Source organism: Metabacillus niabensis (assembly GCF_020524345.1).
In the GTDB taxonomy this organism is placed as follows: domain Bacteria; phylum Bacillota; class Bacilli; order Bacillales; family Bacillaceae; genus Metabacillus; species Metabacillus niabensis_B.
The window spans coordinates 76,307-92,191 of the sequence record NZ_JAIVLH010000016.1 but is presented as its reverse complement, the minus strand read 5'-3'; the positions used below and the strand labels follow the sequence as shown (position 1 = coordinate 92,191).

The window sequence follows — 15,885 nt, the reverse complement described above, 5'->3', positions numbered from 1 at the left end:
TGAAATGGTAAGTAGGAACGGTTTCTTATTCCTGTTTAATAATAGCACAGAAACGGGGGGACAGGTACCATGTCCCAGTGCTTCGCTGGGACGAGGTACCTGTCCCCCCGTTCCTTCCCCCGTTCCTCATGGTATGACATATCCATTTATTGCACATAGAGTAATGATGGAGATATTCGTTGGGTCTGTTAGATCATCTACCAGGAAGACTAAACAGTCACAGACGTTTAGAACATATAGGTTTTCTGTGGGGTCTGTTTGGCCAGCGATGAATAGATTTACGGCTAGACCGAATTTGGCTGCTGCTGCTAAATCACTACTGATGTCATTTTTACATTTCTTATATTTTTTTCCACATCCACAAACATCACTCTCATTTTTTTCTCCACAACTGGAAGCTAATTTAATAAGAGCATTGAAGAATACTTCTGTTGTATCATCAATGCTCACATTAATTCCTGATACATTTCCTAATGGAATAGTTGTTCTTGGATTCGTTTCCCCTTGAACGCTATCTCTGAATGTTACAGTTTTACAATCATCTATAAACGCAATCTCTTGATCTATAAGCGAATTAGCCGTTACCGGGAAGGATAATAAAATGTTAATCCCACTAACATCATTTCCGGCTTGAAGCATTTGTACTCTATTAAGCAAAGAACATAATGAACACTTACAGCACGTTTCACAATGATCTTTTTCATCACATTCCTTTTTCTCCTGATGATGCTTTTCTTTGCATGAACCACACACAACATCACTTTGGCAATTTGTTGTTAAATTGACGGTCACTCCGCTTACATTCGTATCAATTCGTTGTGTATTATTTAGCGGTGATGTATTTGTATGTCCACGAATAATTTGATCTCCTAAAGTTTGATCTCCATGTGACTGCTCTTGTGTTTGTTCTCCAAGTGTTTGTTCTTGATTCCCATGTGATTGTGTTTGATTCTGGTCTTGGTTCCCTAGTGTTTGTTGTTGATCTTGATCGCCATGTGATTGTACCTGATTTTGCTCTTGATCTCCTTGTGCCTGGCCTCCTTGATCACCGTGTGTTTGATAAAGGTTTTGCTCCTGCTGCTGATCTCCGAGGGACTGACTTTGCTGTGAATCACCTATTGTTAAAACTTGCTCCTGATCACCAATCGTCTGATTCTGTTCCTGATCCCCCTGAGCTTGCCCTCCCTGGTCCCCATGCGACTGCCAAAGTGTTTGTTCTTGGCTTCCTTGTTCTTGCCCTCCTTGATCTCCATGTGATTGGCAAACAATTTGTTCCTTTCTGCAATCCTTGCAACCTGGTGGACATTTATGAGGTTCCGGACATTTAGGCCGCAACATTTCATGACAACTTGCACGAAACTTTGACTTCTTGCGGTTACATTCATCTTTCGGGTTACATTTACTGCATTTATGACATTCCTTACAACGTTCATCATGGTTACATGAATCGTGCTTTACATTCTCCTTTTCCTCCATTATGCACACTCCATTACTTGAATTAATGCCTATTACTTTTTATGTAAAAAAACGAGGAGTGTCCTTCATTTTAAAAAAATAGTCTACTGCCTACCTCCCAAACAAGCCTTAAAAATCGGAAGTGCACCTACTATCCAGTTTTAACATAAATTGGGAAGAACATTAAAAATGAGGAGGATGAAAGAATGACCTTAAATACACAAACAGCACAATTCACCTTTGATTTAAATAAAAGTCCGCTTATGAAAAAAGATAAAAACAATTACATTAACATTTTAGGTGTCCAGCAATTAAACACACTTAAAAATGTTTCATTACTAGATATTTTCCTTAGTGCTAATAATGTGGTTGAACCACACTATCATCAGAATGCGGCAGAACTTGTTTATTGTATTTCCGGTGCAGCGGTTGTCTCCATATTGAATCCAAATACGAAACAAATTGAGAACTTCCCAATTACACCTGGTCAAGTAGCAAATGTCCCAAAAGCATGGTGGCATTATGAAGTAGCTACGGTCGACAACACTCACTTGCTTGCTATTTTTGATGCAAATACTCCGGAAGTTATTCTAGGTTCAGATCTATTAAAGTTAACGCCTTCAAATATAATGGCTCACACCTACTGTATGGATGAATCTAAGTGGAAAGAGGCAATCAAACCTGTTACACCATCCATTTTCATCGGTCCTACTAAAGATTGTAAAAAGCCACAAAATCGTTCCCATAGATCTTCACACTATCGAAATCAACGTGATTGGAACTATTCACAGCAGCAGTATTATTCGTACTTTCCATACCATTATTAGGGATAAGTAATTAAAAAGGACGAGATGATCCTCGTCCTTTTAAGGTAAGTATTTAATTTTCTCATGAATTGGTTTTCTGTCTTTTGGAGCATTGATTTCCTCCGGATATCCGACACCTAGTACTCCAACTACATCATATTCTTCTGAAGCACCTAGTATTTCACGATTTTTTTGAGCGTTTCCAACTGATGACCAGAATGTTCCTACTCCTTCTTCCCATGCAGCTAAATTAAAATTTTGAACAAAACAAGCTGTAGTGATCAAGTTTTCATATGTTTCAATTTCTGTTGCACCATGTTTAGATAATACAGCAAGAACAACAGGTGCACCAAAAAAGTCTGCTTTATGATTCAACTTAGCTCTTGTTTCTTCTCCAATAACTAGCACTTCCCAAGGTTCTGTCATTTTATGATTGGGTGCCATAGTACCAGCTTGAAGCCATTTGTTTAATAGCTCTTTATCAATAGAATCAGATTTAAAGTTTTTGATATTACGACGGGAATAAATAGTTTCAAGTATTTTCAAGAAAAAGCCCTCCTATTTGGAAAATCATTTATTTTCCTTGTGATTAAGATTGTATGTCATTTTCTTTAAGATGTTCACGAGTATTTCTTGTTCCTCTGAAGTAAGCTGATTAAACGGACCTGCCAGCAATTCTATTTGAGCATCTTTCATTTTCATAATAGAATCTTTTCCTGTATCTGTTAAGGTCACTACCTTTGTTCTAGCATCTTGTTGGTTCGGTTCCCGAGAAACCATTCCAGCTAACTCCAGGCGATCAATCATTTGAGACATGGAACTTGAACGAACTTCCAACTGCTCTGCAAGCTGGCCAATAGAACATCTACCGTGTTTCCAAAGGAAGCGAAGAATGATCCACTGTGTCTTCGTCATCTCTGTTGCTTTATGATTGCTTCTCTGATTTCGCTTCATAGATCGACCAATCGCTTGAAAACAATCCACGAACTGTTCCAACTGCTGGTCACGTGATTTCATCAATCTTCACCTCGCAATTAAATTATATAGCGATCCTAAATATTAGTCAATGTGAGTAAAGTATCTTTATAACAATTTATTTGCAGTCTTTTTCACTCTTTATTTTTTATTTCCTCCAACAATGATATTACTTTTTCATTTTGTTCTATTAAAGTATCGTTTTGCCTTCTCAGCCTTGTGAAATCAAATAAGAATACAATTAAAATAATAATAATCATGATCACCATAAATAAATCGATCCCCTTACTTTTATATTAAATCTTATTTTATATACCATGCTTATAACTATAACAAGTTCCCCTTTTTATACAACCTTCCAATAAAAAAACAATATTTATTCATAAACAAACATATAAAACGTCCATCATTCTATTTGACAATACATAAACAATTTAATAAAATGTCCATATAAATAATAAACAAATATAAATCATGTTTATATAAATACGTTAGGAAGTGTATGAATATGGAAACATCCAGTATATTTTGGGAAGCAATCCTTGAAGAGCTGAAACAGGGATATATCGAAACTAAAGACTCCTATACTTGCCTGTTATGTGAGAAAAAAATCGAAAAAGGGATTGTTTATCCTTATGAAGATAGACTTTACGAAGCAGAAAGATTTATGAGGATTCATATTGAAAGCACTCATAATAGTGTTTTTGATTATTTAATTGAAATGGATAAAAAACTAACAGGTCTAACCGAACATCAAAAGCGTCTTTTACAGCTTTTTTATCAAGGGAAAAGTGACAAAGACATTCAAAATGAACTCAACATTGGAAGCCCCTCTACAATTCGTCAGCACCGATTTGCTTTAAAAGAAAAGGAACGGCAAGCGAAGACATTTTTAGCAATGATGGAGTTATTAAAGGAAAAGGATGAATATGCTCCCGCTTTTCTACCCGTCCATAAAACTGCCACAATGATAGATGACAGGTACAATATCACTCAAGATGAACAAGAAAAAATAATAAACAAATACTTTCCTGCAGGAACACGCAAGGCCTTGAGTAAATTCCCTCCAAAAGAAAAACAAAGACTTGTTGTGCTTAGAGAAATTGCCGGAGCGTTAAAATCAGAACATATCTACAATGAAAAAGAGCTCAATCAGACGTTAAAAGGCTATTATGAAGATTATGCTCTGATCAGAAGATATTTAATTGAGTACGGATTTATTGACCGGAAATCAGATGGAAGTCAGTATTGGGTTAGAAAATAAGGAGAACAAGGAGGAAAATATTATGGACCGTAAAAAAGAATTGAAACATCAATATAAAGAAATACCCATTGAAGCAGGTGTTTATCAAATTAAAAACGAAAAAAATAACAAAGTCTTTATTGGTAGTACAAGAAACTTAAAAAACTTAAATGGGAAAAAATTCATGTTGGAAACAAATGGATTCGTTCTTAACAAACAACTACAAAAAGAATGGAATGAATTTGGGAAAGATGCCTTCACATTTACTATTTTAGAAAAACTAAAAAAGAAGGACGAACCTTATTTTAATGAAAAGGAGGCTTTAGCCCTTCTTGAGGAAAAATGGCTAGAACAGACTCAGCCATTTGGAGAGAAAGGTTATCATAAAAAGTAAATGTTTTTTAGTGGCATTAGGACTTGGAAAAAACCAAGTCCTAATGTAATGAATTGACTATGTATTTATCTGCTCGTAACCCGACCAATCATTTACATAGGCTAAGATTCCAAGGATTGCACCTATTGCACCACCAATAAAAGCAACATACCTGTCTTTAGGATTATCGATAAATTTCACACTTCCCTTTTCAATTTTCCGCTAACTGCTTAATGACTTGCTTGGAGTTTTGAGCAAATTCCATTGAAGCATCATAATACATTTGTCCATTACTAAGTAGGGAAAAGTCACCAATCTCAAATTTGAGCAGGGTCTTGTTTCCCTTTTCTTCTAATTGATACCGGTAAGCCACATCACCTTCGTTCGGTTGAACTTCCCATTTCGAAACAAATAACGAAATAATGAGCTCCTTCCCTACCTCTGCTTTAATGATGGTTGTAATGGATTTCCCTCCATCAGGCAACTCCCAAACGACCCTGCTTCCTTCAGTCATATCATCATTAGGATAATCTTCTGGTAGCTCATCCCATTGTGCAACATATTTTGGTTTCGTAAGAATTTCCCAGACTTTTGAAGGTGTTGCGTCAATCAAAATTTCATCTTTCACAGTTAATTGTTTTGTCATTGTAAGTGCCCTCCTATATTCATATATTTAAAACTTTTCTTGTAAGATTAAAATTTGTAAAAGCATCCTTTTTATTTAATTTTTCTTTGTTTCATTACACCTATTATAATTGGAATTCCCGTACCTAAAATAGTTAATGGCAAAAACCATTTGCTAAAGCCAGTTCCCCAGCCTAAAGCAATCGACGCTGATTCAAATATAATAAGAGCAAAAAGGATTAAGCAAATATTTTTCAGTTGATTTACTAGTTTTCGACTAAGTAAATAAAACTTTTCTGCGTTCAATTCATTTAATCGAGCAGGATAATTATGCACTTCTGGATATTTTTCAATTAACTGCAGGAAGACTAGCAAAAATGCCCCGATAATCGGTAAAATCAAAATTCCCCATTTTGATCCCCAACGATCAACTTCACCAATAGCATTATAATGTGCGGGAATTTCATTTGGAAGCATGTTCCAAACAACCATTAAGAAGATTAGTGACCCTAAATACAAAGCATATCCAATAACATCCCAAGCCCATTCACTTTTTGTTTTCTTTATGGGAATTTTGGGGCGTTTCCAAGAAGTCGACACAGTCCTTCCTCCTCTATTGTGTTTATTACATATACGAACTTCCCCCTCAACAAGTTTCACTGAAAACATATGTAGAAAACATTACTTTATTGCTCTTTATTCATTTCATGAAAAATAGCGCTAATCCCTTCCTTGGATAGCGCAACCTTCTCAAAAACTTTTTAATTTAACATAATTAACTAATGAACAATTTCCTCATTCATCATGATCATTCAAAATATCCAATAATAGTATTCCGAATATCATCTTATCTCTTTGTCAAATCATTTCGATTTTCTATCATTGGAGGTTCTTCCATCCAACCGTTTTTCAACATAATTCTTCCGCCTTGCTTTGCAAAATCCAAAATATCTTTCGAAATGAGGATCATTTTCGTAGGTAAATCCGTACGTAAACTAAAAGCTCCGCCCAGTGCATTACTTCCCAGTCCGAATGTGGTTAACAGGCTGGTAATATAAAGCATTATCTTATCTGAAAATGGGGAAACTGTTGAATCAGTAGCTTTTCCAGCGTAAGTTGCAGGTGGTTCAATAAAATCTTGGCGCAAGAATTCGCCTAACGATGTTTCAATTTTCTTTGAAAGCTCCATACCTTTTATAAAATGATCTCTTACTTGTTGATTATTTGCTACTTGAGCGAATCCAATCATTAATTGCATTCCAGTTAGGTTTGTCTCTATCGCATGATAGATAAGGGAAATTTCTATTGTATTTAACGATCTTTCATTATTAAACCAATTTATTCCTGTCATATATTTCTTGTCATTTACATACTTCACTTCTTTTGGCATGGAAACATATGGAGGTCGCGAAAGCACTCCTGCTTCTAAAAGGCTCTGTGTTGTTTGGTCATATGTTTCTTGTGCTTCAGATGTTAATCTTTTAAAAAATTGTCTTATATCTTGACGATAAGACATCGTTGAATAAAGAGCATACAGATTTGTGTCTATCTTGGCCATCATATGTAAAAACATGAGGTCATACATAAAATTATAAAGTTTTGGAACACCTTTATTCACATCTTTATCAGTAAAGCCATTTGGAATGACTGCGCCTTCCTCTTGAAAAATGGATGTGACTACTTCAACACTTTCGCCTGCACGTTCATAATATTGTTGTAAAAGATTCTTAGTTCCCTCATTATCGGCGTGTTCAAGAAAATATTCCAGAAATCTCATAATCATTGTTTTTTCTTGATATGTCATCCACAAGTTTCCTAATTCTGAAGATGTAATTGGTATTCGAGCTGATCTAGTCACCTAAAAAGCCCCCTGTCCCTATTTTTCTTATAACTTTCCCAAATTAATGAAATTTATGAACGTATCATGCATGTCCTGAAAATAAAAATTCAATGTTCTTCTCTAACTAAAAACGGGTATTAATCTTTTATATCTATGAGGAGGCATGAAAATGGAATTACATAATGGAAATTTATATTGGCCTGAGACGTTTAACAACATATCAAATTATTCAAAACTTAATGAAGTGATGACTTGCGATGTTTTAATTGTAGGCGGAGGAATGTCAGGTGCTTTGTGTGCCCATACTTTATCAAAACTTCCTATCAAGACTGTATTAGTTGAAAAGGAAACCATCGGTAGTGGGAGTTCAGCCGCTAACACTGGTTTACTGCAATATGCAAATGACAAAATGCTCCATGAATTTATTGAAAAACTAGGGGAAGAAAAGGCGGTTCGCTTTTATAAACTTTGCTTGAAAGCAGTAGACGAATTACAGGTAATAGCAAATGAACTTGCTGAGCCTGTTGATTTTGTCCGCAGAGATAGCCTGTATTATGCTAGTTCTGAAGAAGATATCCCAAAGCTTCAAAAAGAATTTGATGCGCTCAAGAAGCATCAATTTGACGTTGACTTTTTAGATAAAAATGAAATAAAAAATATCTACTCTTTTGAAAAACCTGCTGCTTTATTAACCAAAGGTGATGCAGAAATAAACCCATTTAAATTTATTCACAGTATTTTAAAAAATGCACATCAACAAGGTGTTGAAATCTATGAACAGACAGACTTGGAGGAAACCGGATCAGATGAGGAATTTATGTATTTTCAATCAGAGAATGGAAAAATAGCTGCAAAAAAAGTCATTTATTCTACCGGCTATGAATCAATTCCGTTTGCTAAAAAATTAGGTGGGAAAATAAATCGGACATATGCGATTGCTACAACACCCCTACCTTCCTTTCCAAATTGGTTGGATAACTGCTTAATATGGGAAACAAAACGCCCTTATTTTTATATGCGGACAACAAAGGACGGAAGAATTATTGCAGGAGGACTAGACGAAAACAAGAATGAAGTTCCATCTAGTAACTACACAATAGAAAGATATGGTGAATTACTGCTTCAAAAAATAAAAGAGCATTTTCCTGATTATCAAATTGATGTTGCTTATTCATGGGGAGCCACATTTGGTGAGTCACTTGACGGATTGCCATTTATCGGGCAGCTTCCAGAAAACGATAAGGTTTTTTACTGCCTTGGGTATGGAGGAAATGGAACGGTTTATAGCATGATTGGAGCTAAAATGATAAAAGACTTAATTCTATATCAATCAAATCCCGATGCAGAAATCGTGCGCCTTGACCGTTAAATCAAGAGGTAAGGAAAATACTGTATTTTTGATCACACTACTAAATAGCTGAAACTTTCATTGTTCTTATTCGTATATCAATGAATAGACTAATGAATCGGAGGTTTTCATTATGTACGAATATAAATTTGTAAAAGTTGATCTTAGTAACTGGAATAGAAAGCCGAAAGAAGATTATCAAGATATCATCCGCAGCCACGCAGAAGATGGCTGGAGGTTTGTTCAAATATTCGCTCCTGCTACGGCTGGGTATGGTTCTGCTTCTTACTTTGAAATTATTTTCGAAAAACCCCTTAGATAGGTTCTAAATATTTGATTCAGGCATATTAAATCTACCCATTAAAACTGTATGATAATAGTTCCCATCCGAGAGAATTTTGTCGTTTTTTAAAATCCCCTCCACCGTGAATCCATATTTTTCATACAGTTTTATCGCCTTTTGATTCGTTTCAAGAACACTCAAATTTATTTTTTTAATATCGTTTGAATCAGCCCAAAAAATTGATTCTTTTAATAGATTCTGTCCGATACCATTGCCCCAGTAATCCTTTAATACACAGACACCAAATTCTACTTTATGTGAAGTTCTTTTTAATGTATTTCCCTCACATCTTGAGAACCCGACAATCTCTCCATTTATTTCAGCAATTAAAAAGAGATTTTTTTCTGATGCTGTATCCTCTTTAATGACTTGTATAAATCCCACTTTATCTATAAATGCTTCGCCTTTTTCTCTGTCCATATTTTCTGTTTCTCCATCAATCTTCACACGTACATCAGACAGGCATTTAGCATCTTTTTCTTCTGCAGATCTTATGATGTATTTCACATCAAGACTATAAAACTCTTTATGTTTAATTTTCATTTCGACACCTCTAGCTTTGATTGAACATACTTTCTAAACTCCTGTTCGTCAGATAGTGCTCGTTTCGGTAAAATATATGAACTAACTGAGCTGTTGTATAAATAAAAGAAATCATTATCTTCTTTAAACACTTCAATCCCTGACCAATTTACTTTTGTTTCGCCCTTTTGATTCAGATCTGATATACCCTCTTCTGTTAGAATCATCGTATGTTCACCTAAAAGACCATTATTTTTCCCTTCTTTTATCATTTTCTTGGATTGTCTGATGATTGTGTTATAAAAGTATTTTGGGTAAAAAATGAACCAAAGAATTGCCAGAATAAACATTGGAATGAACATGAATAAAAAGGGAGTCTCTGTAATATAAGAAAACAAAAAAGCTATGACGACAAACATAACAGGACTTAGAAACCTTTGAATCATAAGTACTTTTCGACCTGTATTAGAATTCTTTATATGAAATAGATTAAAGTGTAAATAATCTTCTTCTGTTAAATGGTAGTTAATCTGCATATTTCACCTCCAGTAGGTAATTTATCGTATTCCCATTTTTCATGTAAATCTTGAACTATTTGTACTCTTTTAAATATACCATAATCATCCATGGGATTTTATCTTTCTTCCAATAACAGAACCTTTCCCTTTTCACTCATTAGAGGTAAAATAATATTGTTTTGTTGAAATAATTTATAAATCCAGGATGAAAAGAAGGACGGGTATGAAATGAAAAATCTATCATCATCTGCAACAATCTTTGCATCCTTGCAATGGTTGTTTTTTATCTTTGCCAATACGATTGTTGTACCTATTTCTATTGGGACAGCATTTGATCTGCCTTATAGTGAAATCTCTATGATTCTTCGAAGCTCTCTTGTTTTCACGGGTATTGCTTGTTTGTTACAAGGATTGATCGGACATCGATATCCATTAATGGAAGGACATTCCGGTATTATGTGGGGCTTGATGCTGAATTTATGTGTGATTGCCTCTTCCACTGGAACAAGTCTTCAAACGATCGGTGGCGGGATCGCAAGTGGTTTGCTGCTTGCCGGGATTGTTGTCCTTATTTTAGGCTCATTAAAACTTATTTCTTATATCCAAAAAGTGTTTACACCAATGGTCATGAGTGTCTACTTGTTTCTATTAACCTTTCAATTAATTCTTATTTTCTTCAAAGGAATGCTAAAGTTTACTCCTGACGGAAAATTGGATATTCCGGTTAGTTTATTTTCACTTGGTGTTGTTTTACTAGTATGTTTAATTAAAATCAAAGGTAAGGCAGTTATTAGTAATTTTGCTATATTGATCGGGATTGTTGTTGGCTGGATTTTTTATATGATTTTATTTCCAGCGGAGCAAAGCACGATCTCACAATCGACCGGCTTCGGGTTACACCTATTCCCACTGGGTACACCAAATTTGAATATTGGGATTATCGCCATCACATTTTTAGCGAGCTTTATCAATTTAAGTAATACGATTGCATCCGTGTCAACAGCCTCCACTATGTTTAATGATCCGTTTTCACAAAGTCGTTTGGATCGATCTTATTTACTTAATGGTGCCTATTCGATTGTATCAGCATTATTTGGTTTAGTTCCTTATGCACCATTTGCCTCTTCTATTGGTTTTTTAGAAAGCACCCGAATCTTTCAACTTCGTCCTTATTTGATTGGCGGAGGATTAATGGTTTTATTAGGTAGTGTTCCATTCTTGGGAGGCTTGCTGGCTACATTACCTGTTACAGTAGGTAATGCCGTACTGTTCGTCGCTTATTTTCAATTATTCGGAACTTCATTAAGGAGCATTCATAATCAAACATTCAACTCGATTACGATTCATCGCCTTGCTATTCCTGTTTTAGTTGGGGTTTGCATAATGAATATGGACGCAGACACTTTCAATACATTACCAAGCTTAATCCAACCTTTAGTTTCAAATGGATTCATCATGGGCGTATTATTGTCCATTCTTTTAGAAATGTTTGTGAAATGGGAAAAAGGAAAAGTTCAAATGAATGAGGTCGAGGCTTAAATATAAAAGCAGGTACATACTCCTGTAAGTAGTTCGGTTTTTGTGGAGAAACACATGTAATTGCAAGCTAATTAGGAGACCAAATCGCATATGATTTGGTCTCTTCTTTTTCTTCACCATATCAGCGATGACGAGAGCGTCTTTTTTATCACTTTTTGATTGTGTATTATCTCGGTCACCTTATTCTTTTTTACAAGATGAGGGTTAACCGTTACTACATCAATATTTTGGTCGTATAGCCATTTCGGTAAGCTCAACCAGTAATGACCAGTAGGCTCCATACCAACAATTTCGGATATTAACCTTTTAGTAGCTTTTAGTTCATTAATCCAATTTAATAATCTAGCAAAACCTATTTCATTATTTTCAAATGTAAGTGGATCTCCAACAACAATTCCACGATAATTAACAGCTCGAGCAACGTGAACTTGTTGGACAATATCTATCCCTACAATGAGGTGTCGATCAGAAATGCTTTCAATTAGTTGATTTTGTTTGTCTTGCATCTTAAACTTCATAGTAGGGCTTCCACCTTGTAATTTGAGTATTAGAGTGGTGTCTATTCTCATCTTACCGAGGAGCTCTTTTTTTATCAAAGTTAAAAATTTGTGATCTACAGGAATGCTAACGGGGCAGGATTGTTGAATGTTTTATATAAAAAAATGAACACTAAATGTGCAAAAGTAAAACAATATTATTAAAATGAGATGAAAATAAAAGATGGTTATCGGAGGTAAATCATGAAAAATGAAAAATGCGACTTGATAAACGCGAAAGGTGTTAAGGAAAAGAAACTTGAAATGATTGATGGATACACGATAAAGTACCATGCAAATGGAAAAACTATATGGTCAAAGGGGAAAATAATTGAAGATAAGCCAGAGGGCTATTGGGAATGGTATCGTTCCGATGGTACAATAAAACGTTCAGGATATTTTGAAATGGGTGAGCCTGTTGGTGAATGGGTGACCTATGATAGCAAAGGTGAAAAATACAAAACCACCAATCGTAATAAATAATAGGTTATCGATTGTGGAAATAGCATCTTAATAATTCTTACCTTCTTACAAAGAAATGCATTGCAACAAAATATGTAGTTAAATTTGACGGACACTTATTTTTCAATCAATGAATTGCGTTTTCTTATTGAAGTAACGGGTAGCGTTAGTGAAAAAGACAATATAAAAAAATGACGCTTGGGTGTTTTATAACCCAAGCGTTTTTGTTTGCTATTTATACTGTTAATTATGGTGCTAAACATAGTGTTTATTTGCATGTTATTCCGTATGTTTCTCCACGTTATCTGAACTACTTAATACTTTGTACCTGCTTTTATTTTATAGTCGCTTCAATAGATGTGAGCCGATCACTTAGCTAACGCTTCTCTTAATACAGTGGTTAAATACTCAACATTCGTTATTTTTTTATTACATTCATTACTATCCGCACAAATCAGATTGCCGATGGACTTATAATAATCGGGATTATTAGATTTTTTGGCTTTTGTTTTAGTAGAAAAATAGGTTACCTCACCTATAGATTGACAAATCGAACAATAATTAGCTTTACTTGTCGGAGTAACTTTACATTCAATACCAACCATTTTCCCATCCAGCTCATAAACAATAAATTTTTTATTTAATCCAAGATCGGTCCAGCTCAAATAAGTCAGTTTGCTTCGGTCGATTGATGATAAATCCGGCAGCTTTAATTTCTTATTCTTAGGAAACATCTTTTTTATTTGCTGTTCAGTGATTTCCGGAAAAGGTAGCACAAAGTCCGATAGATGTTGGATATACTGCTCATATTCAACGTCAGTTCTTAAGCTGGATATATCCAGCATTTCAAGTTGTTCTTCTGATGCATGTGTCATATTGTCTATAATTTTAGCATTAGCTATGTCTATTTCAGCTAGCAAAACACTTTTGGGTACATTTCTTTTGGAAATATCTTTTATCAATGCAATCTGTTTTTTTATAAAGTTCAATTGCTCATTTTTTATAAACTTTTCGTTCATCACGTAACTCTCCTGTTCATTCGCTGACATCATTTTAACATTATTGTAAAGAATATAGTCAGCTTATAAAATGGAGAAAACGACTTAGTACCGTTTTATACCTAAAAAGCACTGATGAAAAAGAATTCTCATCAGTGCTTTTTCTACCTCTTATGTGAATAGACAATTTTCTTGATCGTTTCGGTTGAAAGGTAATATTCATTCGCTAATTGTTCAATACTCTTTCCACCGGCAAAGGAATTTTTTATGGCGGCATTACGACGATCAAGCATTTGTCTCCCGCCACTTAAGCTTCCCCATTTTCGATGCTCTGTTTCCTGCTTAGGAATATAAAGGGTTTCCCCTTGGATATATTTTTGGATCTCCACGATCAGTTTCTCTGGTAACACTTTGGTAGCATTAATATATTTCACTTTAGCCCGCTCCCTTATTTTAGTTTTCTTTCAAATAAGGTGCAAAGCCAAGTTATTAGAAAAGCTTGTTCAGCGATAAAAATAAATATTTCACCCCATGCAAAGTATCGCCTTTCCAATAATAGGCTTTGCATGAGTGGAAGAAGTCCCGGACAATCTTTCGTGATTCTCCATCTAGTAGCACCCCCTTTATAAGCAAATTATACAGGAATTTCATATTGGATATCAAAAGCATCAGAAAATTTCAAAATAAAGTTAACCCTTGAAAAATCATTTAAAATCTAGTAAACTCTTCAAAGTATGATCGAAATTAAATACTTGATACCTGTATAACCTCTGGAATATGGCTGGAGGGTCTCTACCAGGAACCTTAAAATCCTGATTACAGAAAATGAAAAATTCGTTTTCTGTAATCAGGATTTTTTTATTTCTGAAAAATATATAGTTGAAGGGATGAAAAAATACAATGAATATAAAAGTTTTTATTCTTGCCTTATCAACCATCGCAGTTGGACTGGTTGAATTAATCGTAGGAGGAATACTACCTACGATTGCAAATGATTTTAGTATCTCATTAAGTACTGCTGGTCAACTTATATCTGTTTTTGCTCTTATCTATGCTGTTGCCGGACCTGTATTGCTTGTCTTAACCAGTAAAATTGAGCGAAAAAAATTATATCTAACATCTTTGTTTGTTTTCTTTATTGGTAATATCATGACCTATTTTAGTCCTAATTTTACTTTTATGATGATTGCTAGAGTCTTAACTGCCATGAGTACAGCACTTATTGTCGTCCTGTCATTAACAATTGCTGCCAAGATTGTGGCTCCAACACATCGGGCAAAAGCTTTGGGACTCATCTATATGGGAATTAGTTCATCACTTGTGATGGGTGTGCCGCTTGGAATCCTCATTTCCAATACATTGGGCTGGCGTGTCATTTTCCTTGGGATTGCCCTATTATCCATTGGCTCCATCATCCTAATCTCAATTTTTCTAGAGCGAATTCCCGGAGAAAATGCGGTTCCTCTTTCACAGCAAATCAAAGCTATAGCAAGCACAAAAATAGGCAGCGCCCACCTTGCAACGATGTTTATGTTAGCAGGACACTATACAATTTATGCCTATTTCACTCCATTTTTGGAAGCGGAACTTCATCTCAATTCTAATCTGATCAGTATTTGTTATTTACTATTTGGGCTTGCTGCCGTAAGTGGAGGTGCATTTGGGGGAGTTCTTTCAGATTCAATTGGCACTCATAAAAGCATCATCGTTGTGATTAGTTCGTTTGCTTTCATTTTATTCTTATTACCATTTACGACTTTCTCATTGATCCTATTTATCCCAATCATGATGATCTGGGCAGCATTAAGCTGGAGTTTGGCACCGCCTCAACAAAGCTATTTAATTCAAACAGATCCTGCTACATCCGATATTCAGCAAAGCTTTAATAATTCCGCCTTACAAATAGGTATTGCGATCGGATCAGCATTTGGCGGTTTTGTACTAAGTGAAACCGGATCAGTTTCCAACACTGCATGGTTCGGGGGAGTCATCGTCATCTTCTCGCTGCTATGTGCTGTTTATTCTATAACAAGAAAAAAAATTAAAAGAAAAAATGTACTTTCATTTTCTAAAGGGGATCGTTCACATACCCAGGCATAAGGGGGAGATTTGGGATGGGATTGGATTGGGATGTTCTTCAGATAGATGATGAAAGACATCTTGCAGTGTGGTTCAAATGCGAAATGTCTTTCATGTTAGTATTGAAAAACACCCGACCTGCAGTTCAAATGCCAAATGTCTTTCATGTTAGTATTGAAAGACTTCCGCCACGCAGTTCAAGTACAAAATGTCTTTCATGTTAG

19 protein-coding genes, 1 pseudogene and 1 riboswitch are annotated in these 15,885 nt (G+C 35.2%); of the genes and pseudogenes, 9 read left to right on the top strand and 11 right to left on the bottom strand.

Translation table 11 applies throughout. The annotated features are described in order from the left end of the window. Positions 1 to 126 precede the first annotated feature (126 nt). Complete coding sequence (locus tag LC095_RS17670; protein ID WP_226529394.1) at positions 127 to 1,476, bottom strand: hypothetical protein; 1,350 nt, start codon at positions 1,474 to 1,476, stop codon at positions 127 to 129. A gap of 185 nt (positions 1,477 to 1,661) precedes the next feature. Between LC095_RS17670 and LC095_RS17665 the strand changes: the two genes are divergently transcribed. Next, the gene (locus tag LC095_RS17665) at positions 1,662 to 2,282 is read left to right on the top strand and encodes a cupin domain-containing protein (RefSeq protein WP_226529393.1); all 621 of its coding nucleotides are present in this window, start codon (positions 1,662 to 1,664) and stop codon (positions 2,280 to 2,282) included. A 39-nt stretch (positions 2,283 to 2,321) separates the two neighbouring features. Here the strand turns inward: LC095_RS17665 and LC095_RS17660 are convergent, their stop codons facing one another. Further along, complete coding sequence (locus LC095_RS17660) at positions 2,322 to 2,807, bottom strand: nitroreductase family protein (protein WP_226529392.1); 486 nt, start codon at positions 2,805 to 2,807, stop codon at positions 2,322 to 2,324. A 24-nt stretch (positions 2,808 to 2,831) separates the two neighbouring features. Then, a complete protein-coding gene (locus LC095_RS17655; protein WP_226529391.1) occupies positions 2,832 to 3,278 on the bottom strand; it encodes a MarR family winged helix-turn-helix transcriptional regulator in 447 nt (148 codons plus the stop codon). 466 nt (positions 3,279 to 3,744) lie between these two features. Here LC095_RS17655 and LC095_RS17650 point away from each other — a divergent pair, with 466 nt between their 5' ends. Then, a complete protein-coding gene (locus LC095_RS17650) occupies positions 3,745 to 4,500 on the top strand; it encodes a DUF2087 domain-containing protein (RefSeq protein WP_226529390.1) in 756 nt (251 codons plus the stop codon). A gap of 22 nt (positions 4,501 to 4,522) precedes the next feature. After that, positions 4,523 to 4,873: a GIY-YIG nuclease family protein gene (locus tag LC095_RS17645; protein ID WP_226529389.1), complete on the top strand. Its 351-nt coding sequence runs from the start codon at positions 4,523 to 4,525 to the stop codon at positions 4,871 to 4,873. A gap of 190 nt (positions 4,874 to 5,063) precedes the next feature. Here the strand turns inward: LC095_RS17645 and LC095_RS17640 are convergent, their stop codons facing one another. The 3 genes from LC095_RS17640 to LC095_RS17630 form a co-directional block, all read right to left on the bottom strand. Next, a complete protein-coding gene (locus LC095_RS17640; protein WP_226529388.1) occupies positions 5,064 to 5,498 on the bottom strand; it encodes an SRPBCC family protein in 435 nt (144 codons plus the stop codon). Between the two features lie 71 nt (positions 5,499 to 5,569). Continuing rightward, positions 5,570 to 6,076 (bottom strand): DUF1648 domain-containing protein, encoded by a 507-nt coding sequence (locus tag LC095_RS17635; protein WP_226529387.1) that lies wholly within the window; start codon positions 6,074 to 6,076, stop codon positions 5,570 to 5,572. 247 nt (positions 6,077 to 6,323) lie between these two features. Then, positions 6,324 to 7,334 carry a DUF3231 family protein gene (locus LC095_RS17630; protein WP_226529386.1) on the bottom strand — a complete coding sequence of 337 codons (1,011 nt, stop codon included), beginning with the start codon at positions 7,332 to 7,334 and terminating at the stop codon, positions 6,324 to 6,326. A 151-nt stretch (positions 7,335 to 7,485) separates the two neighbouring features. Here LC095_RS17630 and LC095_RS17625 point away from each other — a divergent pair, with 151 nt between their 5' ends. Beyond that, on the top strand, positions 7,486 to 8,685 hold the full coding sequence (locus LC095_RS17625; protein ID WP_226529385.1) for an NAD(P)/FAD-dependent oxidoreductase: 1,200 nt from the start codon (positions 7,486 to 7,488) through the stop codon (positions 8,683 to 8,685). 112 nt (positions 8,686 to 8,797) lie between these two features. Next, positions 8,798 to 8,986 carry a DUF4177 domain-containing protein gene (locus LC095_RS17620; RefSeq protein WP_226529384.1) on the top strand — a complete coding sequence of 63 codons (189 nt, stop codon included), beginning with the start codon at positions 8,798 to 8,800 and terminating at the stop codon, positions 8,984 to 8,986. Positions 8,987 to 8,989: 3 nt separating this feature from the next. Here LC095_RS17620 and LC095_RS17615 read toward each other — a convergent pair whose 3' ends face one another. Next, positions 8,990 to 9,550, bottom strand: a complete 561-nt coding sequence (locus LC095_RS17615) for a GNAT family N-acetyltransferase (RefSeq protein WP_226529383.1) — start codon at positions 9,548 to 9,550, stop codon at positions 8,990 to 8,992. Next, on the bottom strand, positions 9,547 to 10,065 hold the full coding sequence (locus LC095_RS17610) for a YcxB family protein (RefSeq protein ID WP_226529382.1): 519 nt from the start codon (positions 10,063 to 10,065) through the stop codon (positions 9,547 to 9,549). The genes LC095_RS17615 and LC095_RS17610 overlap by 4 nt, the downstream gene beginning before the upstream one ends. Before the next feature lie 210 nt (positions 10,066 to 10,275). On the opposite strand from LC095_RS17610, the gene LC095_RS17605 reads away from it, so the two are divergent. Further along, positions 10,276 to 11,586 (top strand): uracil/xanthine transporter, encoded by a 1,311-nt coding sequence (locus LC095_RS17605; RefSeq protein ID WP_226529381.1) that lies wholly within the window; start codon positions 10,276 to 10,278, stop codon positions 11,584 to 11,586. Positions 11,587 to 11,697: 111 nt separating this feature from the next. On the opposite strand, the pseudogene LC095_RS17600 reads toward LC095_RS17605, so the two are convergent. Continuing rightward, positions 11,698 to 12,104: pseudogene (locus LC095_RS17600) on the bottom strand (IS110 family transposase); the annotation flags it as partial. A 222-nt stretch (positions 12,105 to 12,326) separates the two neighbouring features. Between LC095_RS17600 and LC095_RS17595 the strand changes: the two are divergent. After that, positions 12,327 to 12,605 carry a hypothetical protein gene (locus LC095_RS17595; protein WP_226529380.1) on the top strand — a complete coding sequence of 93 codons (279 nt, stop codon included), beginning with the start codon at positions 12,327 to 12,329 and terminating at the stop codon, positions 12,603 to 12,605. Positions 12,606 to 12,952: 347 nt separating this feature from the next. On the opposite strand, the gene LC095_RS17590 is transcribed toward LC095_RS17595, so the two are convergent. Beyond that, positions 12,953 to 13,603, bottom strand: coding sequence for a FusB/FusC family EF-G-binding protein (locus tag LC095_RS17590; RefSeq protein WP_226529379.1), 651 nt, complete (start codon positions 13,601 to 13,603; stop codon positions 12,953 to 12,955). A 143-nt stretch (positions 13,604 to 13,746) separates the two neighbouring features. Beyond that, positions 13,747 to 14,016, bottom strand: a complete 270-nt coding sequence (locus tag LC095_RS17585) for a CD3324 family protein (protein ID WP_226529378.1) — start codon at positions 14,014 to 14,016, stop codon at positions 13,747 to 13,749. Between the two features lie 305 nt (positions 14,017 to 14,321). Continuing rightward, a riboswitch (purine riboswitch) is annotated at positions 14,322 to 14,421 on the top strand. Between the two features lie 61 nt (positions 14,422 to 14,482). Here LC095_RS17585 and LC095_RS17580 point away from each other — a divergent pair. After that, positions 14,483 to 15,682, top strand: coding sequence for an MFS transporter (locus LC095_RS17580; RefSeq protein WP_226529377.1), 1,200 nt, complete (start codon positions 14,483 to 14,485; stop codon positions 15,680 to 15,682). Positions 15,683 to 15,696: 14 nt separating this feature from the next. After that, entirely contained in the window at positions 15,697 to 15,885 is a 189-nt protein-coding gene (locus LC095_RS17575) for a hypothetical protein (protein WP_226529376.1), read from the top strand.

Coding starts and splice junctions, on each gene's coding strand:
- LC095_RS17670 (WP_226529394.1), bottom strand. CDS start 1,476: ATGGAGGAAAAGGAGAATGTAAAGCACGATTCATGTAACCATGATGAA.
- LC095_RS17665 (WP_226529393.1), top strand. CDS start 1,662: ATGACCTTAAATACACAAACAGCACAATTCACCTTTGATTTAAATAAA.
- LC095_RS17655 (WP_226529391.1), bottom strand. CDS start 3,278: ATGAAATCACGTGACCAGCAGTTGGAACAGTTCGTGGATTGTTTTCAA.
- LC095_RS17650 (WP_226529390.1), top strand. CDS start 3,745: ATGGAAACATCCAGTATATTTTGGGAAGCAATCCTTGAAGAGCTGAAA.
- LC095_RS17645 (WP_226529389.1), top strand. CDS start 4,523: ATGGACCGTAAAAAAGAATTGAAACATCAATATAAAGAAATACCCATT.
- LC095_RS17640 (WP_226529388.1), bottom strand. CDS start 5,498: ATGACAAAACAATTAACTGTGAAAGATGAAATTTTGATTGACGCAACA.
- LC095_RS17625 (WP_226529385.1), top strand. CDS start 7,486: ATGGAATTACATAATGGAAATTTATATTGGCCTGAGACGTTTAACAAC.
- LC095_RS17620 (WP_226529384.1), top strand. CDS start 8,798: ATGTACGAATATAAATTTGTAAAAGTTGATCTTAGTAACTGGAATAGA.
- LC095_RS17615 (WP_226529383.1), bottom strand. CDS start 9,550: ATGAAAATTAAACATAAAGAGTTTTATAGTCTTGATGTGAAATACATC.
- LC095_RS17610 (WP_226529382.1), bottom strand. CDS start 10,065: ATGCAGATTAACTACCATTTAACAGAAGAAGATTATTTACACTTTAAT.
- LC095_RS17605 (WP_226529381.1), top strand. CDS start 10,276: ATGAAAAATCTATCATCATCTGCAACAATCTTTGCATCCTTGCAATGG.
- LC095_RS17595 (WP_226529380.1), top strand. CDS start 12,327: ATGAAAAATGAAAAATGCGACTTGATAAACGCGAAAGGTGTTAAGGAA.
- LC095_RS17590 (WP_226529379.1), bottom strand. CDS start 13,603: ATGAACGAAAAGTTTATAAAAAATGAGCAATTGAACTTTATAAAAAAA.
- LC095_RS17580 (WP_226529377.1), top strand. CDS start 14,483: ATGAATATAAAAGTTTTTATTCTTGCCTTATCAACCATCGCAGTTGGA.
- LC095_RS17575 (WP_226529376.1), top strand. CDS start 15,697: ATGGGATTGGATTGGGATGTTCTTCAGATAGATGATGAAAGACATCTT.